Consider the following 22,754-nt stretch of genomic DNA (forward strand, 5'->3'; position numbering starts at 1 on the left):
CTCAACGTTCGCCGTCTGTTACCCCCGCGCTTCGTGTCCCTGTTCAGCGACTGTTCAAGGGGCTGTGGCGCATTCATTGCACATAATCCTCACGGCGTCCGGCGTTGATCAATTTCATTGACCACCGGTACTGCCGCCGCCGCTAACCGCCGTACGGGTGATCGATCTCCGAACGGAGTACGGAATGTTCATCATCCGGAACCCGGCAAAACGGGACGTCTCGTCACTTCCGAGCGGGTTCCGGTCGGTGTAGCGTCCGCGTTTCTCCTCGCCCGCACAGCGGCTCCGACCTGCGAATACCGTCCTCCGCGGGCCTTCCGCAGCACGTCCGTGTTGCAGTTGTCAAGCCCCGAGATATGCCCTGACCTGCGAAAACGCCATTCAGGAGAAGCTGTTCTCGTGTTACTCTTGATAGCCACGGAAGGGGTACCTGTCACATGACGTTCAAGGTTGGCGACACCGTGGTCTATCCCCATCACGGGGCCGCGCTGATCGAGGCTATCGAAACTCGCCAGATCAAAGGCGTGGACAAGACCTACTTGGTGCTCAAGGTCGCCCAGGGCGACTTGACGGTGCGTGTACCGGCGGACAATGCGGAGTTCGTAGGTGTGCGCGACGTGGTCGGGCAGGAAGGGCTGGACCGGGTCTTCGAGGTGCTGCGCGCGCCGTATGCCGAGGAGCCGACGAACTGGTCCCGACGCTACAAGGCAAATCTCGAGAAGCTCGCATCCGGTGATGTCATCAAGGTCGCGGAAGTGGTTCGTGACCTGTGGCGTCGTGAGCGCGAGCGCGGTCTCTCCGCAGGTGAGAAGCGCATGCTCGCCAAGGCTCGCCAGATCCTGGTGAGTGAGCTCGCTCTCGCGGAGAACACGAACGAGGACAAGGCCGAGGCTCTTCTCGACGAGGTCCTCGCGTCCTGAACCGGATCGCACCGGTCGTAAATAATGTGCCGCGGTGCCCGCTGACCAGCCGTTTTCACGGTGTGTGTCGTCGGGCGCTGCGGCATGTCCGGGTGTGCATGCCCGGCTGTGCATGTCCGACTGTGCGGTGTCCGGCTGTGGCACGCGGCATACCGGGCGGCGCATCCGGTCCGGCGGACGCCTGCGGGCGGCGTGGCCGTGGCCTGATGAAACCGGATGTTCTCCCCGATACGCCGATGCGTTGGCCTCATCGACGATCCCCCGGTACTTTGCTCGCGATCTTGTGAAGTCGACGTGTGAGGCCGATCCCGAGCGGCCGGGGTGGTACCCGTCTCGCCCGGGGTCACGGAAAGGGTCCCGGTCGAGTCATGGCGTAGCGCCCGGCTCGCTTGTGGCCATACCCACGTCGGCCGTGGAGACAAACATGCCGATGCTTCGGAGTGCAACCGATGTCTGATCAATCGCGTCCTTACCGCACCGCCGCCGTGATTCCCGCGGCCGGCCGCGGCGTGCGGCTCGGCCCGGGCGCCCCCAAGGCGCTCCGTGCGCTGGGCGGGACGCCCATGCTCATCCACGCCGTCCGGGCCATGGCGGCCTCCCGCCATGTGTCCCTGGTCGTGGTCGTCGCGCCGCCCGAGGGCGCGCCCGAGGTGAGGCACCTGCTCGACGAGCACGCCCTGCCCGAGCGCACCGACTTCCTGGTGGTGCCCGGAGGCGGGACCCGGCAGGAGTCGGTGAGGCTCGGCCTCGACGCGCTGCCCGAGGACATCGGCGTCGTCCTCGTCCACGACGCGGCCCGCCCGCTCGTGCCCGTCGACACGGTCGACGCGGTGATCGAGGCCGTACGGGACGGGGCGCCCGCCGTCGTCCCCGCGCTGCCGCTCGCCGACACCGTCAAGGAGGTCGAGCCCGGGGCGCCGGGGGAGCCCGAGCCGGTGCTCTCCACCCCGGTGCGGGCCCGGCTTCGCGCGGTGCAGACCCCGCAGGGTTTCGACCGCGACACGCTGATGCGGGCCCACGAGGAGGTCGCCGTCAGCGGCGAGGGCGCGACCGACGACGCGGGCATGGTCGAGCGACTCGGGGCGACCGTCGTGGTCGTGCCCGGCCACGAGGAGGCGTTCAAGGTGACCCGGCCGCTGGATCTGGTCCTGGCCGAGGCGGTTCTCGCACGCAGGAGGGCGAACGATGGCTTCTGAGGTTTCCGGCACCACACCCGTGATCCCGCTCGTCGGGATCGGCACCGACATCCACGCCTTCGAGGAGGGCCGTGAGCTGTGGTGCGCGGGCCTGCTGTGGGAGGGCGAGGGTCCCGGCCTCGCCGGTCACTCCGACGCCGACGTCGTCGCGCACGCCGCCTGCAACGCGCTCTTCTCGGCCGCCGGCCTCGGCGACCTCGGGCAGCACTTCGGCACCGGGCGCCCCGAGTGGTCCGGCGCCGCGGGTGTCACGCTGCTGACCGAGGCGGCCAGGATCGTCCGGTCCGAGGGCTTCGAGATCGGCAACGTGGCCGTCCAGGTCGTCGGCGTACGCCCGAAGATCGGCAAGCGGCGCGACGAGGCGCAGAAGGTCCTGTCCGCCGCCGTGGGCGCACCCGTCTCGCTCTCCGCCGCCACCTCCGACGGGCTCGGCTTCACCGGCCGGGGCGAGGGCATCGCCGGCATCGCGACGGCCCTGGTCTACCGCACCGGCTGATCCGCCCGCCGCCGCTCCGGGGTCTGCTCCGGCGTCGCCCAGGCAAGCACCCTGCTCGGCTTCGTCCTGCACGGACGCGGACTGAATCACCGTCGGTGGGCCCGACCTGGGGGTCCCCGGAGCCCGCAGGCTTGTTGCACATCACTTGCACGTACGCTGGTACGGCAATGACGTGGCGCACAAGGGACGGTGAAGCTCCGGGATGAGCACGACGACGATCGCTCCGGTACGGGCCGAGGCCGGCGGGTACGTCGTGCGCACCGCCGGACCGCCGGACGTCGGCGGCGCGCGCGCCGTCATGCTCGACACCGTCTACCGCGACCTGCGCTCCGGTTACGTACCGCGCTGGCACGCCGACATCATCGATCCCGAGGCCGCTTACCTGCGCCCCGTGCGCTGCACCCTGCTGGTGGCCGAGCGCGACGGCGAGATCGTCGCGACGGGTGCGGTACGGGACCGGGGCCCGCAGGCGCCGCCCAATCCGCAGTGGGTCGCCGACCGCTTCCCGTCCGGCAGCACCGCCCAGCTCTGCCGCGTCTACGTCGCGCCGGAGCACCGCAGGTACGGCCTCGCGCGCCGGATGGTGCGCGAGCTCTGCGACTTCGTCGCGCGGGCCGGCGGGTACGAAGCGATCTACCTGCACACCGATCCCGCCGTGCCGGGTGCCGAGCCGTTCTGGCGGTCGCTGGCGCGGGAGGTGTGCGACGAGCGCGCGCTGCCCGGTGGGGGGCAGGGCATCGTCCACTTCGAGCTGCCGCTGCCGCCGGAAGCGATGCGACCCCTCCGTTCTAAATGACAATCATTTTCATATAAGGTCGTTGCCATGCTCACGCCCCGACGCCGTCGCTCCGCGCTGCCGCTGACCCTGTCCGCGACCGCCCTCCTCGTCCCGCTCGCCACCGCCTGCTCCGGCGGCGCGTCCGACGGTGCCGCGGCCGGCGGACAGCGCCTCCGGGTCGTCATGGCCTTCCCGCCCGCCCAGGCCATGTCCCCCTACGGCGACGACGCCGTCACCCTCAGCCGCCTCGCGGTCATCGAGGGCCTCACCACCCTCGGCCGTGACGGCACGGCGAAGCCCGCACTCGCCGCCTCCTGGAAGCGCGACAGCGCGAAGGAGTGGACCTTCACCCTGCGCAGGGCAACCTTCCAGGACGGCACGAAGGTCGACCCCGCCGCCGTCGTCCGCTCACTGACCGCGGCCGGCAAGGCGTCGCCCAAGCCCCGCGTCCTGTCCGACACCGGCCTCACCGCCACGGCCCGGGGCGCCGACACCGTACGGATCGTCACCGACGAGGCCGACCCCCTGCTGCCCCAGCGCCTCGCCAACCCCTCCCTCACGATCCTGTCCGCCGCCGCCTACACCGGCGCCGGGGTCGACCCGGCCGGACACGCCACCGGCCCCTTCACGCTCGCCGCCGTCAAGGGCGCCGTCAGCGCCACCCTCGAACGCAACGACACCTACTGGGGCGACAAGGCCAAGGCCCCCGGCGCCGACGTCACCTTCGTCGCCGACGGCACCGCCCGCGCCAACGCCCTGCGCACCGAGGCCGTCGACGTCGCCGAGTACGTACCGATCTCCCAGGCCTCCCTCCTCGGCGACGGACTCGTCCACGAGTTCCCCTCCGCCCGCACCAACGGCCTCTCCCTCAACACCCAGCACGGCGTCTTCGCCGACCCCGCGATGCGCGCCGCGGCCCGCGAGGCCATCGACTCCAAGGCCCTCGTCAAGGCCGTCTACGAAGGCCGTGCCGACGCCGCACAGGGCCTCCTCGGCCCCGGCGTCCCCTGGGCCGACGACGCCCGCACCACCCCCGCCGGCCGGGCGAAGGCAGCCGACAAGGCACAGGTCGCCAGGACGAAGGAGATCGTCCTCGCCACCTACACCAACCGGCCCGAACTCCCCGAGGTCGCCACCGTCGTCCAGCAGCAGCTGACCAAGCGCGGCTTCACCGTCAAGCAGGTCGTCCGCGACTACGCCCAGCTGGAGGCCGACGCACTCGCCGGGAAGTACGACGCCTTCATCCAGGCGCGCAACACCCTCCTGGACACCGCCGACCCGGTCTCCTACCTCGCCTCCGACTTCACCTGCGACGGCAGCTTCAACATCTCCCAGCTCTGCGACAAGCGCGTCGACGCCGCCGTGGACAAGGCCGCCGCCACCGCCGGGACCGACGCCCGCCACACCGCCGCCGCACGTGCCGAGGCCGACGTCCTCGGCACCGACGCCCTCGTGCCGCTGCTCCACGAACGCTTCGTCCAGGGCTACGACGACAGCCGCGTCCAAGGCGTCTCCCTCGACCCCCTGGAACGCACCCTCATCACCGCAGACACCCGCCTCGGATGAACCGGTGAAGCACCTGGCCGGCCGGCTCACCGCACTCCTCGCGGTCCTCGCCGTCATCGGACTGCTGCCCCGCCTGACCCGCACCGATCCCGCCCTCACGATCCTGCACGCCCGCTACGCCGACCGGCCGCCCACCCCTGAGACCCTCGACGCCATCCGCGCCGAGACCGGCCTGGACGGCAGCCCCCTCCACCTCCTCGGCGACTGGTCGGCCGGACTCCTGCGCGGCGACCTCGGCACCTCCTGGGTCTCCGGACAGCCCGTCGCGCCGGACGCGATACCCGCCCTCGGGGTCTCCCTCACCCTCATGGGCGCCTCGCTCCTGGTCGCCGTCCTGACCGCCGCGGCCCTCGCCGCCCGCACCCTGCGCCGCGGGGCACACCACCGGAACGTCACCGCAGGAGCCGGCACCGGCGCCGCCGTCCTCGCCGCCCTCCCCGAATTCCTCATCGCCGCCGTACTCGCCGCCGCCGTCGCCGTACGGCTCGACTGGCTCCCCGCACTCGGCTGGGGCACCCCCGCACAGACCGTGCTGCCCGCCCTCGCCATGGGCATCCCCGCAGGCGCCCTCCTCGGCCGGCTCCTGGACGACGCACTGCCCGCCGCCTTCGCCGAACCCTGGGCCCGCGCCGCCGTCGCGGCCGGTATGCCCGGACACCGCACCGCCCGCCACGCCCTGCGCCGCACTCTGCCCGGCCTGCTGCCCCAGCTCGGCATGGTCGTCGTGGGACTCACCGGGGGAGCCGTCGCCGTCGAAACCCTCTACGCCATCCCCGGCCTCGGGGGCACCGCCCTGGCCGCCGCCCTCGCCCAGGACCTGCCCGTCCTCCAGGCCTGCGTCCTGCTCCTGCTGCTCCTCGGCACCGCCGCCGGACTCACCACCCGCCTCACCGCACGCGCCCTCCTCGGCCCCGCCCTCGACGACGGCGCCCTGCCCGCCCTCGTCCCGCCGGCCGCCCGCGCACGCCGGTCCCTGATCACCGGCGCACTCCTCCTCGCCGCACTCTTCGCCGCCGTCACCCTCGCCGGACTCCTGCGCGACCCGCTCCACATCGACGCCGCCGCCCGCCTCGCCGGACCCTCCACCGCCCACCCCTTCGGCACGGACTCCCTCGGCCGCGACATCCTCGCCCGCCTCGGCCACGGAGCCGCCCGCACCGCCCTGACCGCCCTCGCCGTCTCCGCCGCCACCCTCCTCCTCGGCCTCGCCCTCGGAGCCGCGGGCGCCGGAGCGCTCACCGAGACCGCCAACGCCCTGCCCGCGATCCTCACCGGCCTCGTCGTCGCCGGCATCGCAGGCCCCGGCCCCTGGAGCGCCGCAGCCGCCGTCACCGCCGTCGCCTGGGCGCCCCTCGCCGCCCACACCGCCGCCCTGTACACCCAGGAACGCGCCGCCCCGCACCTCGCCGCCGCCCGGGTACTCGGCGCCGGACGACTCCACCTGCTGCGCCGCCACCTCCTGCCCGGCGTCCTGCCCCCCGTCGCCCGCCACGCCGCCCTGCGCATCCCCGCCATCGCCCTGGCCCTCGCCTCCCTCGGCTTCCTCGGCCTCGGCACCGAGCCGCCCTCACCCGAATGGGGGCGCATGCTCTCCGAAAACCTCCCCTACGCAGAACGCGCCCCCTGGTCCGTTCTCGCCCCCGCCGCCGCCCTCGCCGTCCTCGGCGCCCTCGCCGCCCTCACGGCAGCGGCCGTACGAGGCGCCGGAGCCAGGAAGCGCACCGGATGAGCACCACCACCCCCTACCTCCGCCTCCTCACCACCACCCAGTTCGCCTTCAACACCGGCTTCTACGCAGTCCTGCCCTACCTCGCCACCCATCTCGGCACCGGCCTCGGCATGACCGGCTGGCTCATCGGCCTCGTCCTCGGCCTGCGCACCTTCAGCCAGCAAGGCCTCTTCGTCATCGGCGGCGCCCTCACCGACCGCTACGGCCCCCGCCCCGTCGTCCTCACCGGCTGCGCCCTGCGCATCGCCGGATTCGGCTGGCTCGCCTTCGCCGGATCCACCGCCACCGTCATCGGCGCCGTCCTGCTCACCGGATTCGCCGCCGCCCTCTTCTCACCCGCCGTCGAGTCCGAGACCGCCCGCGAAGCCGTCCGGCACGAACAGCGCACCGGCACCCCCCGCGCCCACGTACTCGCCCGGTTCTCCGCCGCCGGACAGGCCGGCGCCTTCCTCGGCCCGCTCCTCGGCTCGCTGCTGCTCCTCCTCGACGGGGGCTTCCGCGCCTCCTGCCTCGCCGGCGTCCTCGTCTTCGTCGCCGTCCTCGCCGGGCACGCCCGGCTCATGCCGCACCGCGACCCCGTCACCCGTACGGCCGTACGCACCACGGCTGCCGTACGACACGTCCTCACCCAGCGCCCGTTCCTGCTGCTCTGCCTCGCGTACAGCAGCTACCTCGTCGCGTACAACCAGCTCTACCTCTCGCTGCCCGCCGAGGTGCAGCGCACCACCGGATCCCAGGCCGCCCTCGGCTGGTTCTTCGCCCTCTCCTCCCTCCTCGTCGTCCTCGCCCAGCTGCCCCTGACCCGCTGGTCCGCCCACCGGCTCGCCCCGCGCACCGCCCTCGTCACCGGGCTCGTCACCGTCGCCGCCGGATTCGCCGCCGTACCCCTGACCCCGGCCGGCCCCGCCGGACTGCTGCCCCCGGCCGCCCTCGTCGTCCTCCTCACCCTCGGCCAGATGCTCCTCGTGCCCGCCGCCCGCGGCCTCGTACCCGATCTCGTCGACGACCGGCACCTGGGCCTCGCCACCGGAGCGCTCTCCTCCGTCTCCGGGCTCGCCGTGCTCGGCGGCAGCGCCGCCACCGGCGCCCTCCTCGACGCCCCCGCACCCGTCCGCTGGGCCGCCCTCGCCGCCGTCCCGCTGGCCGGCGCCGCCCTCGCACTGACCCTTCCGGTGGGCGCGGACCCGAAACAGGGACGAGGAAGCGCGGGCAGGGTAGGCGTAGAGACATCACCGACCCGCTCAGGAGGACGTACGCCATGACCGCCGCACTCTCCGAAGACCTCAAGGCGCTGCTCGACACCCCGGTCTTCGTCACCGTCGCCACCATCCAGCCCGACGGAAGCCCCCAGGTGTCCCCGGTCTGGGTGAAGCGGGACGGCGACGACGTCCTCATCTCCACCACCACCGGCCGCCGCAAGGAACAGAACCTCGCCCGCGACCCCCGCGTCTCCGTCGTCGTCCAGCCCTTCGACGCCCCGTACACCTACGCCGAGATCCGCGGCACCGCCACCCTCACCACCGAAGGCGGCCAGGAACTCATCGACGAGCTGTCACAGAAGTACACCGGCAAGAAGTACGCCGACTTCAACCCCGCCTCCGGCGACGACGACCCCCGCGTCGTCGTCCGGATCACGCCCCGCAAGGTCGTCGGACGCATCTGAGCCGTCCCCGACGATCACCCCTCACGGCTCCGGCCCGCCCGGAGCCGTAACAACTGTCCACGCAATCCTCCAAGGGGTCGCGGGGCACTGGTGCGCGCCCACTACCCTTGAGGCGTGACTATTCGCCTGTACGACACCAGCGCCCGGCAGATCCGTGACTTCGTCCCGCTCACAGCGGGCTGTGTCTCGATCTACCTCTGTGGCGCGACTGTCCAGGCCGCCCCGCACATCGGGCACATCAGGTCCGGACTGAACTTCGACATCATGCGCCGCTGGTTCGCCTACCGCGGCTACGACGTGACGTTCGTCCGGAACGTCACCGACATCGACGACAAGATCATCAAGAAGTCGGCCGAACAGGGCCGCCCCTGGTGGGCCATCGGCTACGAGAACGAGCGCGCCTTCAACGACGGCTACGACGCGCTGGGCTGCCTGCCGCCCACCTACGAACCCCGCGCCACCGGCCACATCACCGAGATGATCGAGATGATGCGCGGCCTCATCGAGCGCGGCCACGCCTACGCGGCCGACGGCAACGTCTACTTCGACGTCCGCTCGTTCCCCGGCTACCTGGAACTCTCCAACCAGGACCTCGACGACCTGCGCCAGCCCTCCGGCGACAACGAGACCGGCAAGCGCGACAAGCGCGACTTCGCCATGTGGAAGGCGTCCAGGCCCGGCGAGCCCAGCTGGGAGACCCCCTGGGGCCGCGGCCGCCCCGGCTGGCACCTCGAATGCTCCGCCATGGCGCACAAGTACCTCGGCACCGCCTTCGACATCCACGGCGGCGGCATCGACCTGATCTTCCCGCACCACGAGAACGAGATCGCCCAGGCCAAGGCCTACGGCGACGACTTCGCGAAGTACTGGGTGCACAACGCCTGGGTCACCATGGCCGGCGAGAAGATGTCCAAGTCGCTCGGCAACTCCGTCCTCGTCAGCGAGATGGTCAAGGCCTGGCGCCCCATCGTGCTCCGCTACTACCTGGGCACCCCGCACTACCGGTCGATGATCGAGTACAGCGAGGAAGCCCTGCGCGAGGCCGAATCCGCGTTCGCGCGCATCGAGGGCTTCGTCCAGCGCGTCACCGAGAAGGCCGGCGAGACCGTCGCCCCCGCCTCCGAGGTGCCGCCCGCCTTCGCCGAGGCGATGGACGACGACATGGGCGTCCCGCAGGCCCTCGCGATCATCCACACCACCGTCCGCCAGGGAAACTCCGCCCTCGCCGCCGACGACAAGGAAGCCGCCGTCGCACGCCTCGCCGAGGTCCGTGCCATGCTCGGTGTCCTCGGCCTCGACCCGCTCGACGAGCACTGGGCCGGCGAGAGCGACCGCGGAGACGACCTCCACGGCGTCGTCGACACCCTCGTACGCCTCGTCCTCGACCAGCGCCAGTCCGCACGGGCCCGCAAGGACTGGGCCTCGGCCGACGCCATCCGCGACCAGCTCAACCAGTCCGGGCTCGTCATCGAGGACAGCCCCACCGGACCACGGTGGACACTCGGCCCGCGCCAGTAGTCCTCCATGTGCCGCCCGGCCCGCCGGGCGGCACACTTTCACTTATACGTACGCACGTCTGAAGCAACGAAACAGGTAGGTCATGGCCGGGAACAGCCAGCGCAGGAACCGCCGCACGTCCAACAAGAAGGGCATGCAGGTCGGCAGCGGTGGCCAGCGGCGCCGTGGCCTCGAAGGCCGGGGGCCGACGCCGCCCGCCGAGGAGCGCAAGAAGCACAAGAAGAACCGCATCGCCACCGCCAAGGCCAAGCAGGCCGCCAACCGCCGCCCCGCCCCCCGGCGCGGCGGCGTCAAGGGCACCTCCGAAATGGTCGTCGGCCGCAACCCCGTCTTCGAGGCCCTGCGCGACGGCGTGCCCGCCACCACGCTCTACGTCCAGCAGTACATCGACAACGACGAGCGCGTCCGCGAGGCCCTCCAGCTCGCCGGCGCACGCGGCAACATCAACCTGATGGAAGCCCCGCGCCCCGAGCTCGACCGCATGACGAACGGCCTCAACCACCAGGGCCTCGTCCTCCAGGTCCCGCCGTACCAGTACGCGGAGCCGCAGGACCTCACCGCCGCCGCCTACGACAACGGCGAGGACCCGCTGATCGTCGCCCTCGACGGCGTCACCGACCCGCGCAACCTCGGCGCCATCGTCCGCTCCGTCTCCGCCTTCGGCGGCCACGGCGTCGTCGTGCCCGAGCGCCGCGCCGCCGGCATGACCGCCGGAGCCTGGAAGTCCTCCGCCGGCACCGCCGCCCGTACGCCCGTCTCCCGCGTCACCAACCTGACCCGGGCACTGGAGGCGTACAAGAAGGAAGGCATCGCGATCGTCGGCCTCGCCGCCGACGGCGAGCACACCGTCGAGGACCTCGAAGCCCTCGGCGGCCCCGTCGTCATCGTCATCGGCAGCGAGGGCAAGGGCCTCGGCCGCCTCGTCGGCGAGACCTGCGACTACCGGGTCCGCATCTCCATGCCGGGCGGCGCCGAATCCCTCAACGCCGGCGTCGCCGCCGGCATCGTGATGTACGAGGTCGCACGCCGCCGCGCCTGATCCACCGCCGGGACGGGCCGCACGGCCCGTCCCGCAGGACCACCCGCACAGGCGGCGGCCGACCGGGCCCGCACCGGGGGGGCGCATCCGGGCATCCGCACGCCCCGGCGCACCCCACCACCCCCTGTTGACGGGCCTCGGACACTTCGACACCGTCAAGGCAGTGTCCTAAACACACATCACTCGGTTAGATGAGTGTGGACACCAGAACGCCTCGGTTCGACGAACAACCCGCCCTGAGCATGGCCAAGGTGGACTGCGACCCCGCGCAGGTCATCGTCAACCACGCCAGCTTCCGGGTGCAGCTCGCCCCCGGCCAGCGCGCACGGCTGCGCGGTGTGGCACCCGCCGGAGCACCCAGGATCCCCGCCATGAGCGGCACCGGGGCCGGACGCGGCCGACGCGCCCCCGTCGTGTGGAGCGGCAGGTCCGCCCCCGGCGACCCCGGCGCCAGCGGACTCCTCCAGGCCGTACGGAACTCCACCGCGGGCCGGCCCGACACCGCCTACGACCCGTACGAGCCCTACGCCTCCTACGAGTTCGACAGCGGACCCGGCAGCCCCGGCACCCAGGTCATCCCGCGCCTCGAAGAGACCCAGCCCAACCCCGTCATCACCGCACCGCACCAGCCACGCCGCCCCGGCGGCCCGCTGCTGCCCCCCATGCGCCAGGCCGTCGGCGCCTACGACCCCGTCGAGCCCGGCCCGTACGACACCGACGGACACGACCGCGACGCCTACGACGGCGACGACATCACCGACACCCGCGACCGCCGCACCGGAAACGACACCGTCCGGCACGCGTACTACCCCGGCCGCCGCATGAACCTCGGCGTCGTCCTCCTGCCGATGCGCGTCTTCCTCGGCTTCATCTCCATCTACGCCGGCATGGGCAAGCTCTGCGACCCCGTCTACTTCGACGGCGGCGACCGCGGCTCCATGGTCAAGTGGCTGACCTCGCTCCACCCCTGGGCCCTCGCCGAACCCCTGCGCGACTTCGCCCTCTCCCACCCCGTCGGCGCCGGCCTCACCATCGCCTTCCTCCAGGTCGTCGTCGGCGTCCTCACCGTCCTCGGCCTCTGGCAGCGCGTCGCCGCCTCCATCGGCGCCCTCCTGTCCGCCGCCCTCCTGGTCACCGTCAGCTGGCGCACCGTCGCCGTCTACGACGCACCCGACATCATCTACCTCGCCGCCTGGAGCCCCCTGGTCATCGCGGGCGCCCCCGTCTACTCCGTCGACGGACGACTCGCCGGAGAAGCCTGGCGCAAGCTCGGCCCCCGCTCCGAGATCTGGGACCTCCGCCGCCGCGTCCTGCGCCGCGGCGCCGTCGTCGCCACCGTCGTCGTCGGCCTCACCCTCCTCATCGGCTCCATGCTCGGCGGCGCCGTCCGCTCCACCGAAGTCGTCACCGTCCCCGGCCCGAACGGCGTCCCCACCAACCAGCTCCCCGGCACCCCGCTCCCCGACAAGTCCCGCAGCGGCAAGGCCTCCCACACCCCGACCGGACAGCACCCCACCCCCTCCCGCACCACCGCACCCCGCACCCCGTCCGCCAAGGCCTCCACACCCGCCACGGACAGCGTCCGCGAGTCCGGCCAGGCCGCCGGAGCCGGCCAGCCCAGCCAGACCCAGGGCACCGGACAGACCACCCCGCAGCAGACCACCCCCCAGCAGCCCCCCTCCAGCAGCTCCGGCCCCAGCTCCTCCGGCCCCACCGGCGGCTCCACCACCGGCGGCACGGACCCCGGCACCGGCTCCACGGGCGGCACCAGCGGCGACGGTGGCGGTGGCGGCGGCCGCAACCCCATCGGCGGCCTCCTCGGCTGACACCCACCACGCCACGCAGGAGGGGCGGGCACCGGAAGTGAATCCGGTGCCCGCCCCTTCGGCGTGCGATGTGACCAGGACGTGCGATGCGACCAGGGAGGGAGGAGACCTACCGCCCGTCCAGCTCCTTCGCCGCCTCCGTCAGGTCCTTCGCCGTGTCGATGGCCCGCCAGTACGCCCCGTGCGGCAACGGATACCCGGCCAGCCTGCGCTCCCGCGCCAGCCTCGGGAACGTCGTCCGCTCATGGTCACCCCGGTCCGGCAGCATCCCCGTGAACGCGGGAGAGAACACGTACACACCCGCGTTGATCAGATACGGCGACGGGGGAGACTCGATGAAGTCCGTGATGTGCCCGAACGCATCCGTCTCCACCGCACCCCACGGAATGCGCGGACGAGCCAGCGCCAGCGTCGCGGTCGCATCACGCTCCGCATGGAACGCGGCCATCTCACGCAACGAGAAACGGGTCCAGATATCACCGTTGGTCGCGTACCAGGGCTGCTCCGGATCGGGCAGCCGGGCCGCCGCGTACTTCAGCCCGCCACCGCGGCCCAGCGGCTCGGACTCCACCACCGTCGTCACCCGCAACGGCAGCACCGCCGCGTCCAGCCACTCCTGCAGCACCTCGGCGAGATGCCCGCACGACACCACGGCGTCGGTCACGCCCTCGGCGGCCAGCCAGGCAAGCTGATGGCCGATGATCGGCGTCCCGGTACCCGGGATCTCGACCATCGGCTTGGGGCGGTCATCGGTGTACGGGCGCAGCCGTGACCCCTGGCCACCCGCCAGGATCACGGCCTGCGTCGGAAACGTATGCATGCCAGGCACGATATGCCGTGCCCGGCCGGGACGGTCAGCTGAACTGCGCGACACCCGAGGCGAACGACGTGTCACAGACCGGACGGGAGAAGCGGTGCGCGCGCGTCGGACCGTACTGCTCGACCGCGGCCTTGCCCAGCGCCTTCGCGATCGACATGCAGTGCCGCGCGAGCGACGGACGCCCCTCCACGGCCCGCTGGAGATCCGTCAGTGCGACACCCGGGTCCTTCTCCTGGAGCTCCAGGAGGAGCTTGTCGCGCAGGATGTCCTGCGGGGTGCGCGCCTTGGCGCGCTTGGAGACGGTCTGGGCCGACGCGGTGAGCAACGTCGACTCGGAGTTGTGATTTGCCCACGGCACGGCGGTGACCGCGAGGGTCCCGGACAGGACCATGACGACAGGCAGGACGAAAGCGAGAGTTCGGCCGATACGGCGCGCGGTGTGGGTCACGGAGCGAGCGTAGCGGGCAGTGATGAATTGACGACATTACGTCACTCGCGCGAGGGACGGTTCGAGTCTGCTTTTCGAATCCCGTGTTGACGTCCCGGAGTGAAATGACCGTTGTGCCGGGGAATTTGCCCCCGTCGCCCCAAACCCCCGAACGCGCGACGGCCCCGCACGGAGAACGTGCGGGGCCGTCGCGGTGCGTGTGCGGGATCAGGCGGTGAGACGCTCACCCGTCGACGTCGCGAAGACGTGCAGCTCGTCCGGGCGGGGCACGACGTGGAGCTTGGTGCCCTTCTCCGGGACGGCACGGCCGCCGACACGGACGACCAGGTCCTTGTGCTCGCCACCGACCTCGGCGGCGCCGTAGACGAAGCCGTCGGCGCCGAGCTCCTCGACGACGTTGACCGAGACGGCCAGGCCGGCCGGGGCGTCCGAGGAGGCCTTGGTGAGGCCGGTCGCGGCGGCGCCGCCGTGCTCGACGATGTCGAAGTGCTCGGGACGGATGCCGACCGTGACGGTGCGGTCACCGCGGTCCGCGGCGGCGGTGAGCGCCTCGCGGGAGACGGGGACGACGCTGTTGCCGAACTTCACGCCACCGTCGGTGATCGGGACCTCGACCAGGTTCATGGCCGGGGAGCCGATGAAGCCGGCCACGAAGAGGTTCGCCGGCTTGTCGTACATGTTGCGCGGCGAGTCGACCTGCTGCAGCAGACCGTCCTTGAGGACCGCGACACGGTCACCCATGGTGAGGGCCTCGACCTGGTCGTGCGTGACGTACACGGTCGTGATGCCCAGACGGCGCTGGAGCGAGGCGATCTGCGTACGGGTGGAGACACGGAGCTTGGCGTCGAGGTTCGACAGCGGCTCGTCCATGAGGAAGACCTGGGGCTCACGCACGATCGCGCGGCCCATCGCCACACGCTGACGCTGACCACCGGAGAGCGCCTTCGGCTTGCGGTCCAGGTAGTCGGTGAGGTCCAGCATCTTGGCGGCCTCTTCGACCTTCGCGCGGATCTCGGTCTTGTTGATACCGGCGATCTTCAGCGCGAAGCCCATGTTGTCCGCGACGGACATGTGCGGGTAGAGCGCGTAGTTCTGGAACACCATGGCGATGTCCCGGTCCTTCGGCGGCAGGTGCGTGACGTCGCGGTCACCGATGCGGATGGCACCGCCGTTGACGTCCTCGAGACCCGCGAGCATGCGCAGGGAGGTCGACTTGCCACAACCGGAGGGACCGACGAGGACGAGGAACTCACCGTCCGCGATGTCGATCTCGAGCTGGTCGACGGCCGGCTTCGTGGAGCCGGGGTAGACGCGGGACGCCTTGTCGAACGTGACACTGGCCATGCTGAATCTTCTCCTCAACCGGCAGGAACGTGCCGGACGATCCGTTGTAAAGGGAGTGGTCTGGTCCAACTGAGTGAACCTTCAGCGACGCTACCTGGCGATTTCGGATCTGTCAGTAGTTCTCTGGGGAGGAATATCTCCTGGTCGCCGCGGGGAACAATCTGCCACTGGCCGCATGCTGGGGAGAGCAGCATACTTTTGACCCTGTGTATGTGGTGGCAGAGCGCCGGATTTTTGGCTCTGTGCCAGCTTCAACACTTCCTGCTTCATCACCCCTGCCGTCTCAGCACACCCCTGAGAGGTGGACCGGGCCGGTCTTACATGGGCTCCACAGGCATTACGGCCGACGGCCCGTCGGTCCGTACCGCAGTCCTTCACTTCTTCATGCGGCCAGCAGTACGTCTGCCAGCTCCGATGCCTTGATCACAGACGGAGGCATCCGCCCCGGCGGGAGTGCGGAGGCCACGAGCCAGTACAGCCGCATGCCTTCCTCCCGGAGATTCCGCGCCGCATTCACGTCGCGGTCGTGCACCGCACCGCACTCCGCGCACGTCCACTCGCGTACGGACACATCGAGCGACGGCCCCTTCGCGTGGCAGCCGGAACACCGACGCGTCGACGGGAAGAAGCGGTCCACGATCACCAGCGTTCGCCCGTACCAGGCGCACTTGTAGCGCAGCTGCCGGAGCAGTTCGCCCCAGGCCGCATCAATGATCGAACGGCTCAGCCGGGCCTTGCGCCGACGCCCCTTTCCGACCGCCGGACGCAGCAGATTCATGATGGCCAGATCTTCCACCACGAGCACTTGGTTCTCGCGCACGAGGCGGGTGGTCAGCTGGTCCAGCATGTCTCTGCGTACGTCGCTGATCAGGGCGTACAGACGGGCGACGCGCTCTCGGGCCTTCCCTCGGTTCTTGGACCCCTTCGTCTTGCGATGCAGCCCCCGCTGCAGCCGCGCCAGCTCCCTTTCGTACTTCTTCAGCAGGCGCGGGTGATCCACCTTCGTTCCGTCGTCCAGCGTCACCAGCGCAGCCAGCCCCAGATCGATCCCCACGGCTTTCGGTGCGCGTCCGCCCCGTACGAAGGCGGTGGGCAGGGGATCGATCCGCTCCTCGACCAGCATGGCTACGAAGTACCGGCCGGCCCGGTCCCGCGTCACCGACAACTTCACGGGTGTCACCCCGGCCGGCAACGGCCGCGACCACCGCACATCCAGCGGCACCGTCTGCTTCGCCAGCGTCACCAGCCCCGTTCCGGGCCGCTCGGGATCCTCCGCCCAGCGGAAACCGGTCCGTACGTACGTCGCCGAATCCCGCGACCGGCGTTTCGCCTTTCGCTGCGGGTACTTCGCCAACTGTTTGAAGAACCGCGTGAACGCACCGTCCAGATGGCGCAACGACTGCTGCAACACCGTCGAGGACACCTCGCGCAGCCACGACGTCTCCGAAGCCTGCCGCCACCCCGTCAACGCCCGGCAGGTCTCGGCGAACCCCACCGAAACGCGATGCCGCTCCCAGGCGCCCACCCGGAGCGCCAGCCCCTCGTTGTAGACCCAGCGGCAGGCTCCGAAGGTCTTCTCCAACTGCTCGGCCTGCGACGGGGTCGGATAGAAGCGGTACCGGTACACGCGCTGCTGTGTGCCGGGCTCCTTGGCCCGGCTCTTCATGGCGGCCGCCGCCCGACCCTGGTGCTTCTTGCGGTCGGCGATGCCCAGAGCCTCACGTTTGATGCGCTTGGCCTCGTCGCCCGCCACCCTTGTCGGCTGGTCTGTGGTGTCCGTCATGCTTCCCTCCCCCGACTGTCCGATATCCGGATCAGCACGTCAGTGTTCTTAACGCACGGGTGCTCGGATGGTTACGGGGCGGTGGAACTTCCTGGATCGGCGGGTGGGGCGCTGTGTAGAGTGAGGGCTCGCGCGCACGCTTCTTCGAACCGCGCGCGACGCCGCCTTAGCTCAGTTGGCTAGAGCGATTGACTTGTAATCAATAGGTCGTCGGTTCGATTCCGACAGGCGGCTCAAACCCCAGGTCAGCACCTCGCTGACCTGGGATTTTTTTATGCCCGCCCCCGCTCAGACCCGCCCGACAAGCGGTCCGCGATCTTCGCGATCGGGCCGTGCCGGGGCGCGGTGAGGTGAGTTCCCTGCGGTCGGCCGCGCGGCGGTCACGGAAATTACCTCCGCCGCCCTGTAAGGATCTGCCCCGCGCATGACATATAGAGGATGTGGAGAGCAACCAGACCGTGAGCGAGCCGGGGCGGAGCACCCGGTTCACCGCGTTGTACACACGGGAGTACCCGCGGGTGCACGCCTTCGCGCACCGCAGGACGGGCAACGGGGGTGAGGCCGAGGAGATTGCCGCGGAGGTGTTCCGCATCGCCTGGGAACACGAGCTCGGCGGCGGGGAGACGACCCCCGGCTGGTTGTTCGTCACCGCCAGGAACGTGCTCGGCAACCACTACCGGACCGCCACCAGGCTGAGCGAGCTGCATCGGCGCATCGGCGAGGAAGCGGGCCGCGCTGCCGCGCCGCCGGAGGAATCGGCGGTGCTGGACACGCTCGATCGCCTGCCGGGACCGCATCGGGAGGTGTTGCTGCTCAGTTACTGGGACGGCCTCACCGCGGCGGAGGCCGGTGCGGTGCTCGGGTGCGGCACCTCGGCCGTCTGGGTCCGTCTGCACCGAGCACGCAAGGCGTTCCGTGAGCACTACACCTCGTCAGGGGAGTCGGCATGAAGCGTACGCAGTCCAAGAAGGCCGTGATCTCCTCGAAGCAGGCGGAGTCACTGATCCGACGCGCCGATCCCTTGTCGTCGAACACCGCCTTGTCCAGCCTTTCCCCGCGTGCCACAAGGGAGTTGAGCATGTTGTACGAGAAGACCGGATCCGTCACCGCGGTCGTACCCCCGCCTCGCCGCCGGCGCGTGGGCCTGATCGCCGTCGCGGCGTGCGGGGCGGCCGCGGTCGTCGCGGCGGTGGCGGTGTACGCGGTGGACACCACGGCGGGCGAGTCGGGTGGCGGGCTGGTGGCCGATGAGCCGGTCTACGAATCGGCCCAGGAGCTGGAGGGTGCGGCTGGTCTCATCGTGCGGGCGGAGCTCGGCAAGGGCGCGGAGCGGACCGTCGATGACGTCACTTCGATTCAGGCCCCTGCCAAGGTGCTGGCGACAGCCAAGGGAACCGCACCGGGGCCGCAGGTCACCGTGTCGTACACGCCGGCGGACGCGGGAGGGCCGGAGAGCGCCGCTCTCGCTCCCGGCAAGGAGTATGTGTTTCTGCTGGAGCGACAGGACGACGGGCGGTTCACCCTGGTCAACTCCACCCAGGGTGCCTATGGCGTCAGCGGGGGCAGGGCTGTGGCCGGTGAGGGCAATGCGGTGACGCTGAGCCTGGGTGTGCTGGAGGCGCTCCGGCTGACCGGCTGACTCCCGCGGAGGTGCGCGCTACGACGAAAGGGGGGTGCCGCCCGTGCGGGCGGCACCCCCTCGTCGCGACCGGGCCCGGTCGGCCCCGGGCGGCTCCTGGCCCGGGGCCGACGATGTTCACTTGATTCGGACGGCCCGTTCCCTGAGGTTCTTGACCGTGCCGACGTTCTTGAAGCCGGCGTCGCCGACGGGCTCGACCTTGCCGCTTCCGCCGGCGGTGTACAGGGCCTGCTCGGGGTTGAGCAGGTCGTACGGGGCGGCCGGCCCGTGGGCGGCGAGCATGAGCACGTACTGCGTGCCGTTGGCCGTCAGGGCGGTCGTGTGCTTCTCCTTGTAGGTGACCTTCCCTCGCTGACCGCCGAGTTGGCTCACTTCGACTATGTCGCCCGGCTTGACGTTGCCGGACAGCACCTCGGAGACCTTGACCCGGGAGACGGTGATGACGACCGGGTCCTCGTCGGCCGCCTCTTCCTCGGAGAGGCCTGCCTGGGGGTTGGCGAGCGGGTCGGTGTCGGTGGAGGTCTCCGGAACCAGTTCCCTGACGGAGGAGCCGACCACCGTGCCCTTCACGATGACGTCGGCCTTCTCGACGACCTGGTCGAGTGAGTCGTAGACCGGGTAGTCCGCCTCGTAGGCGATGACATCTGATGTCTCGGCCGCCTTCTCCGAGGCCGGTTCGCCGTTCGCGCAGCCCGCTGCGGCGAGGGCGAGGACGAGAAGGGAGCTGCTCGCGACGACGTGACGCATTCGCTTCATCAGTAGATCCTCTTGACCTCGGAGATGTCGTACGACAACGGCTTCTGCACCGTTGTCCTGTTCCTGCTGTGCTTCATGAGCGAAGCCTTCGAGGTCTTGGGATTGTCGGCGAGACTCAGGGCGTGTCCCAGCTCGTGGGTGGATGTGCTGCGGCACCACTGGGTCATCTTGGAACCGGAATCGCGGGCGAGCGTCTTCGCATTCACCTTGATCTTGAAGATGCGGTTGATGGGGCGCAGGCCGGACGGCGAATAGAGGCCGTACCAGCTCTCGTTGTATCGGCCGGCCGTGAAGGTGGCCTTGGCGGTGGATTTGCGGCCGATGGAGGCGCCGGCGCCGGCGTTGTTCCAGTTCTTGCGCCCGGTGTCGAGGAAGCCGACCCAGGTGTCGTTGATGCCGACGGCCTTGACGTTGAACTTGGAGCCGGGCATTCCGCCGCTGTAGTAGGTCGCCTGGGCCGATGTCGTTCCGCTGAGACCGACAGCCAGCGCGAACGCGGCAACGGCCGCGATGCGGGCGGTGGTACGTGTGTGAGTACGCCTCAAAGTTGAGTCCCCGTGTTGTGCCCGCGGCGGTCGGGCCGTCGCGGGCCGTGGTCATCGGGGCCGTACGGGGAAATTCCCGACGTGCGCACGGGCAGGGGAAATTCCGCTGTGCGTTGGAATTCCTCGTGCCTCGTGCGTGGAAAGCTTGGACTCGTTCCCCCGTGGAATCGGCCCTTGTTTCGATGTGACCCTAACCAGTTGTTTCGATCACTGCAACGGGAATTCGAGCATAAGTGCCAAGAATCGGCGGCGAGTTACCGAAGGGGTGCTTCCGGTTCCAGTTCCATTCCCGGAGGCCCTGCTCATTCATTTCGCGTAATGACGCGCGGCGTCCGTCTGCGGTTCCGAAGGACTGAGGGGGTCAGCCCCGCCCCGGCAGCCGGGCCGCGAACTTCGCGATCGGCTCCGGGGCGGGGCTGGGTGCGTGAGCGGCGGGCGGCTGCGCCCACGGGCTCAGTGCCGCGACGGGCGGCTGCGCCCACGGGCTCAGCGCCGCGACGGGGGCAGCCCGAGCGAGTCGACGTCGGGGTGGAAGAGGGACTCGTTGGTGGTCTCCGCGAGCTCGACGATGTAGCCGGGGGCGAGTTCCAGCCTTCCCTGCGCGCCCATGATGTTCTCGGTGCGGGGCTGCAGGACCGGGATCCCGTTCGCTTCCGCCACGGCGTAGACGGCGTCGATCGAGTCGACGACGAAGAGGATCTTCGTCTCCTGGATGAAGTCCGGCAGCTTCTTGCGGTCCTCGGAGCCGATGGCGACCAGGGAGACGTGGCCGAGAGGCGACTGGAGCCCGACCACGCGGAGGTTGAAGTACTCCGCGATGCGGAAGTCGTACTCGACCGTGCCGTCCAGGTAGTCGAGGTAGTTGCGGATGTACTGCAGTTCCTGGCCCGGCTCGAAGAAGACGCGCTCGTACGGCCCTGAGACCAGGTGGTCCGCGAAGATCGTGCCGGCTGCCGCTGTTGCTGTTGCTGTCGTGGTCATTTCAGAATCCGTTCTCAAGGGTGGTCGGGGAAAGGTCTGCCTCGGGTCCCGAGTGGGCGAGCATCTCCTCGGCGTCGAGCCTGGAGCGCCCCCATCGGCCGTGCACGCCGTTGTAGTGGCCGCCGATCTCGAGCTCGCGCGAGATCGAGATGTCTCCCGTGAGCCACGGCTGCCAGCCGGTGCGCTCCAGGTGCGGGCGGATCCGGTCGGCCGTCGCGGCGGAGTCGGCGGCGAAGGGGAGGACCGCGGCGGGCTCGTGGTCGGCGCCCTCGCGGATCGCGATGGTCGCGAGGTTGGAGAAGGCCTTGACGTGCGCCGTGCCGTGCGGCAGGAGGGTGGCGACGAACTGTCCCGCCGATCCTTCACGCGGCTGGCGGGGGATGATCCCGGCCGGTGTCACGTCGAGCGGGTTCGACACGTCGAGGAGGATCTTTCCGGCCAGCCTGTCGCCGAGTTCGGTGATCACGGCTCGCTGGGGGGCGTCCCAGAGGGTTGCCAGAACCACCAGTTCCTGACCCTCCACGGCTGCCGCGAGGCTCGGGGCGACGAATACGCCGGCCCTCTTCGCGACCGCGCGCACCGCACGGGCGGCGGCCTCCGCCTTCTCGGGACGGTGGTGGTAGAGGGTGACGTCGACGCCGTGGGAGGCGAAGAGCTGGGCGATCGCCGTGCCGTGGCGTCCGGGACCGATGAGCGCGAGGGAGGCCATGTCATGCGTCCTTGTCGAAGTCGGGCAGGTGGGGGTTGTCGGAGAGGTCGAGGACGAGCTTTCCGCGTGCGTGCTGTGCGTCGAGGCGTTGATGGGCCTCGACGATCTCGGTGAACGGGAGGGCTTTCACGGGGAGCTTCAGCGTCCCCGCGGCGATGCCGTCGAGAAGCGTGCTCAGCTGCGCCCGGCTGCGCCGCGTCTGGACGAGGCGGATCCCGTGCGATGCCATCGTCTCGGGCACCAGGGTGACCGCCTGGCCTCCGGCCGCGGCGACGGAAACGGCGATCTCGCCTGCCTCCTTCGACCCGGCGAGGTCGATGGACGCGGCGACGGGATGCCCGTCCGCAGCCGCCAGGATCCGGCCGGCGAGACCGGGACCGTACGCGACCGGGATCGCGCCGAGGAGGCGCAGGTGCTCGTGGTTGGGCGTGCTCGCCGTGCCGATGACGGTGAGGCCGCGGGCGTGCGCCAACTGGGTGAGGACCGTGCCGACGCCGCCGGCTGCTCCGTGGACGACGAGCACGTCGCCCGGCGTGAGCGACACCGCGTCGAGCGCGGTCAGCGCGGACTGGCCGACGCCGCTCAGGCCTCCGGCGAGCGCCCAGTCGAGGTCCGCCGGCTTGGTGTGGAGGAGGGTGCCGTCGGTCGTGACCAGGTCGGCGTCGGCGCCCTGGGCGCCCCAGCCGATGACCTCGTCGCCGGGCTGCCACTCGGGGTCGTCCGATTCGACGACGACGCCGGCGAACTCCGTCCCGAGGACCATCGGCACGCTTCCGCCGAAGGTGCCTGCGCGCCGACGGGCGTCGACGGGGTTCAGACCGCCGGTGCGCACGGCGACGCGTACCTGGCGTCGCCCCAGCGGGGGAGACGGGTGTTCCTCGATGGCGATGACCGTCGGCGGGCCGAAGCGGCGTGCGACGGCGATGCGGCCGTTCCTCGACATGACCTTCTCCTTCTCTGGGGGTGGTGCGACCCATTTATCTGTAACTACAGATAAA

22 protein-coding genes and 1 tRNA gene are annotated in these 22,754 nt (G+C 70.6%); 14 read left to right on the forward strand and 9 right to left on the reverse strand.

What is annotated here, in order from left to right; genetic code table 11:
* Positions 1-437 precede the first annotated feature (437 nt).
* The 11 genes from OG446_RS20640 to OG446_RS20690 all read left to right on the forward strand — a co-directional run bounded on the left by OG446_RS20640 (position 438) and on the right by OG446_RS20690 (position 12,731).
* Complete coding sequence (locus tag OG446_RS20640; protein ID WP_006380568.1) at positions 438-920, forward strand: CarD family transcriptional regulator; 483 nt, start codon at positions 438-440, stop codon at positions 918-920.
* Positions 921-1,369: 449 nt separating this feature from the next.
* The gene (gene ispD / locus OG446_RS20645) at positions 1,370-2,116 is read left to right on the forward strand and encodes a 2-C-methyl-D-erythritol 4-phosphate cytidylyltransferase (protein WP_328895430.1); all 747 of its coding nucleotides are present in this window, start codon (positions 1,370-1,372) and stop codon (positions 2,114-2,116) included.
* Positions 2,106-2,612, forward strand: coding sequence for a 2-C-methyl-D-erythritol 2,4-cyclodiphosphate synthase (ispF, locus tag OG446_RS20650; RefSeq protein WP_328895431.1), 507 nt, complete (start codon positions 2,106-2,108; stop codon positions 2,610-2,612). Before ispD ends, ispF begins: the two co-directional genes overlap by 11 nt.
* A gap of 202 nt (positions 2,613-2,814) precedes the next feature.
* Positions 2,815-3,408 carry a GNAT family N-acetyltransferase gene (locus tag OG446_RS20655; protein WP_328895432.1) on the forward strand — a complete coding sequence of 198 codons (594 nt, stop codon included), beginning with the start codon at positions 2,815-2,817 and terminating at the stop codon, positions 3,406-3,408.
* Positions 3,409-3,435: 27 nt separating this feature from the next.
* Positions 3,436-4,956 carry an ABC transporter substrate-binding protein gene (locus OG446_RS20660; RefSeq protein ID WP_328895433.1) on the forward strand — a complete coding sequence of 507 codons (1,521 nt, stop codon included), beginning with the start codon at positions 3,436-3,438 and terminating at the stop codon, positions 4,954-4,956.
* Between the two features lie 4 nt (positions 4,957-4,960).
* Positions 4,961-6,685 carry an ABC transporter permease subunit gene (locus OG446_RS20665; protein ID WP_328895434.1) on the forward strand — a complete coding sequence of 575 codons (1,725 nt, stop codon included), beginning with the start codon at positions 4,961-4,963 and terminating at the stop codon, positions 6,683-6,685.
* The gene (locus OG446_RS20670; RefSeq protein ID WP_328895435.1) at positions 6,682-7,947 is read left to right on the forward strand and encodes an MFS transporter; all 1,266 of its coding nucleotides are present in this window, start codon (positions 6,682-6,684) and stop codon (positions 7,945-7,947) included. Before OG446_RS20665 ends, OG446_RS20670 begins: the two co-directional genes overlap by 4 nt.
* A complete protein-coding gene (locus OG446_RS20675; protein WP_328895436.1) occupies positions 7,944-8,348 on the forward strand; it encodes a PPOX class F420-dependent oxidoreductase in 405 nt (134 codons plus the stop codon). Before OG446_RS20670 ends, OG446_RS20675 begins: the two co-directional genes overlap by 4 nt.
* Before the next feature lie 114 nt (positions 8,349-8,462).
* Positions 8,463-9,866 (forward strand): cysteine--tRNA ligase, encoded by a 1,404-nt coding sequence (gene cysS / locus OG446_RS20680; protein WP_328895437.1) that lies wholly within the window; start codon positions 8,463-8,465, stop codon positions 9,864-9,866.
* A gap of 82 nt (positions 9,867-9,948) precedes the next feature.
* On the forward strand, positions 9,949-10,905 hold the full coding sequence (gene rlmB, locus OG446_RS20685; RefSeq protein WP_328895438.1) for a 23S rRNA (guanosine(2251)-2'-O)-methyltransferase RlmB: 957 nt from the start codon (positions 9,949-9,951) through the stop codon (positions 10,903-10,905).
* A 191-nt stretch (positions 10,906-11,096) separates the two neighbouring features.
* On the forward strand, positions 11,097-12,731 hold the full coding sequence (locus OG446_RS20690) for a DoxX family membrane protein (protein WP_328895439.1): 1,635 nt from the start codon (positions 11,097-11,099) through the stop codon (positions 12,729-12,731).
* A 109-nt stretch (positions 12,732-12,840) separates the two neighbouring features.
* On the opposite strand, the gene OG446_RS20695 is transcribed toward OG446_RS20690, so the two are convergent.
* The 4 genes from OG446_RS20695 to OG446_RS20710 form a co-directional block, all read right to left on the reverse strand.
* Positions 12,841-13,551, reverse strand: a complete 711-nt coding sequence (locus OG446_RS20695; RefSeq protein ID WP_328895440.1) for a nucleotidyltransferase family protein — start codon at positions 13,549-13,551, stop codon at positions 12,841-12,843.
* A gap of 34 nt (positions 13,552-13,585) precedes the next feature.
* Entirely contained in the window at positions 13,586-13,999 is a 414-nt protein-coding gene (locus tag OG446_RS20700) for a hypothetical protein (RefSeq protein ID WP_328895441.1), read from the reverse strand.
* A 207-nt stretch (positions 14,000-14,206) separates the two neighbouring features.
* The gene (locus OG446_RS20705) at positions 14,207-15,343 is read right to left on the reverse strand and encodes an ABC transporter ATP-binding protein (RefSeq protein WP_328895442.1); all 1,137 of its coding nucleotides are present in this window, start codon (positions 15,341-15,343) and stop codon (positions 14,207-14,209) included.
* A gap of 382 nt (positions 15,344-15,725) precedes the next feature.
* Positions 15,726-17,126, reverse strand: a complete 1,401-nt coding sequence (locus tag OG446_RS20710; RefSeq protein WP_328895443.1) for an RNA-guided endonuclease InsQ/TnpB family protein — start codon at positions 17,124-17,126, stop codon at positions 15,726-15,728.
* A gap of 160 nt (positions 17,127-17,286) precedes the next feature.
* On the opposite strand from OG446_RS20710, the gene OG446_RS20715 reads away from it, so the two are divergent.
* The 3 genes from OG446_RS20715 to OG446_RS20725 all read left to right on the forward strand — a co-directional run bounded on the left by OG446_RS20715 (position 17,287) and on the right by OG446_RS20725 (position 18,765).
* A tRNA-Thr gene (locus OG446_RS20715) sits at positions 17,287-17,360 on the forward strand.
* A gap of 206 nt (positions 17,361-17,566) precedes the next feature.
* Entirely contained in the window at positions 17,567-18,076 is a 510-nt protein-coding gene (locus OG446_RS20720) for an RNA polymerase sigma factor (protein ID WP_328895444.1), read from the forward strand.
* A gap of 128 nt (positions 18,077-18,204) precedes the next feature.
* Positions 18,205-18,765 (forward strand): hypothetical protein, encoded by a 561-nt coding sequence (locus OG446_RS20725; protein ID WP_328895445.1) that lies wholly within the window; start codon positions 18,205-18,207, stop codon positions 18,763-18,765.
* 117 nt (positions 18,766-18,882) lie between these two features.
* Here OG446_RS20725 and OG446_RS20730 read toward each other — a convergent pair whose 3' ends face one another.
* From OG446_RS20730 to OG446_RS20750, 5 genes are all read right to left on the reverse strand, one after another.
* Positions 18,883-19,521 carry a hypothetical protein gene (locus OG446_RS20730; protein ID WP_328895446.1) on the reverse strand — a complete coding sequence of 213 codons (639 nt, stop codon included), beginning with the start codon at positions 19,519-19,521 and terminating at the stop codon, positions 18,883-18,885.
* Positions 19,521-20,066 carry a hypothetical protein gene (locus tag OG446_RS20735; protein ID WP_328895447.1) on the reverse strand — a complete coding sequence of 182 codons (546 nt, stop codon included), beginning with the start codon at positions 20,064-20,066 and terminating at the stop codon, positions 19,521-19,523. Before OG446_RS20735 ends, OG446_RS20730 begins: the two co-directional genes overlap by 1 nt.
* Before the next feature lie 486 nt (positions 20,067-20,552).
* Positions 20,553-21,047 carry a hypothetical protein gene (locus tag OG446_RS20740; RefSeq protein ID WP_328895448.1) on the reverse strand — a complete coding sequence of 165 codons (495 nt, stop codon included), beginning with the start codon at positions 21,045-21,047 and terminating at the stop codon, positions 20,553-20,555.
* A gap of 1 nt (position 21,048) precedes the next feature.
* Positions 21,049-21,756, reverse strand: coding sequence for an NAD(P)-binding domain-containing protein (locus OG446_RS20745; RefSeq protein WP_328895449.1), 708 nt, complete (start codon positions 21,754-21,756; stop codon positions 21,049-21,051).
* A gap of 1 nt (position 21,757) precedes the next feature.
* Positions 21,758-22,699 (reverse strand): NADP-dependent oxidoreductase, encoded by a 942-nt coding sequence (locus tag OG446_RS20750; protein WP_328895450.1) that lies wholly within the window; start codon positions 22,697-22,699, stop codon positions 21,758-21,760.
* Between the last annotated feature and the right edge of the window lie 55 nt (positions 22,700-22,754).

Source organism: Streptomyces sp. NBC_00236 (assembly GCF_036195045.1).
Lineage (GTDB): Bacteria > Actinomycetota > Actinomycetes > Streptomycetales > Streptomycetaceae > Streptomyces.

Coding starts and splice junctions, on each gene's coding strand:
- OG446_RS20640 (WP_006380568.1), top strand. CDS start 438: ATGACGTTCAAGGTTGGCGACACCGTGGTCTATCCCCATCACGGGGCC.
- ispD (WP_328895430.1), top strand. CDS start 1,370: ATGTCTGATCAATCGCGTCCTTACCGCACCGCCGCCGTGATTCCCGCG.
- ispF (WP_328895431.1), top strand. CDS start 2,106: ATGGCTTCTGAGGTTTCCGGCACCACACCCGTGATCCCGCTCGTCGGG.
- OG446_RS20655 (WP_328895432.1), top strand. CDS start 2,815: ATGAGCACGACGACGATCGCTCCGGTACGGGCCGAGGCCGGCGGGTAC.
- OG446_RS20660 (WP_328895433.1), top strand. CDS start 3,436: ATGCTCACGCCCCGACGCCGTCGCTCCGCGCTGCCGCTGACCCTGTCC.
- OG446_RS20670 (WP_328895435.1), top strand. CDS start 6,682: ATGAGCACCACCACCCCCTACCTCCGCCTCCTCACCACCACCCAGTTC.
- OG446_RS20675 (WP_328895436.1), top strand. CDS start 7,944: ATGACCGCCGCACTCTCCGAAGACCTCAAGGCGCTGCTCGACACCCCG.
- rlmB (WP_328895438.1), top strand. CDS start 9,949: ATGGCCGGGAACAGCCAGCGCAGGAACCGCCGCACGTCCAACAAGAAG.
- OG446_RS20690 (WP_328895439.1), top strand. CDS start 11,097: ATGAGTGTGGACACCAGAACGCCTCGGTTCGACGAACAACCCGCCCTG.
- OG446_RS20695 (WP_328895440.1), bottom strand. CDS start 13,551: ATGCATACGTTTCCGACGCAGGCCGTGATCCTGGCGGGTGGCCAGGGG.
- OG446_RS20705 (WP_328895442.1), bottom strand. CDS start 15,343: ATGGCCAGTGTCACGTTCGACAAGGCGTCCCGCGTCTACCCCGGCTCC.
- OG446_RS20710 (WP_328895443.1), bottom strand. CDS start 17,126: ATGACGGACACCACAGACCAGCCGACAAGGGTGGCGGGCGACGAGGCC.
- OG446_RS20725 (WP_328895445.1), top strand. CDS start 18,205: ATGTTGTACGAGAAGACCGGATCCGTCACCGCGGTCGTACCCCCGCCT.
- OG446_RS20730 (WP_328895446.1), bottom strand. CDS start 19,521: ATGAAGCGAATGCGTCACGTCGTCGCGAGCAGCTCCCTTCTCGTCCTC.
- OG446_RS20740 (WP_328895448.1), bottom strand. CDS start 21,047: ATGACCACGACAGCAACAGCAACAGCGGCAGCCGGCACGATCTTCGCG.
- OG446_RS20745 (WP_328895449.1), bottom strand. CDS start 21,756: ATGGCCTCCCTCGCGCTCATCGGTCCCGGACGCCACGGCACGGCGATC.
- OG446_RS20750 (WP_328895450.1), bottom strand. CDS start 22,699: ATGTCGAGGAACGGCCGCATCGCCGTCGCACGCCGCTTCGGCCCGCCG.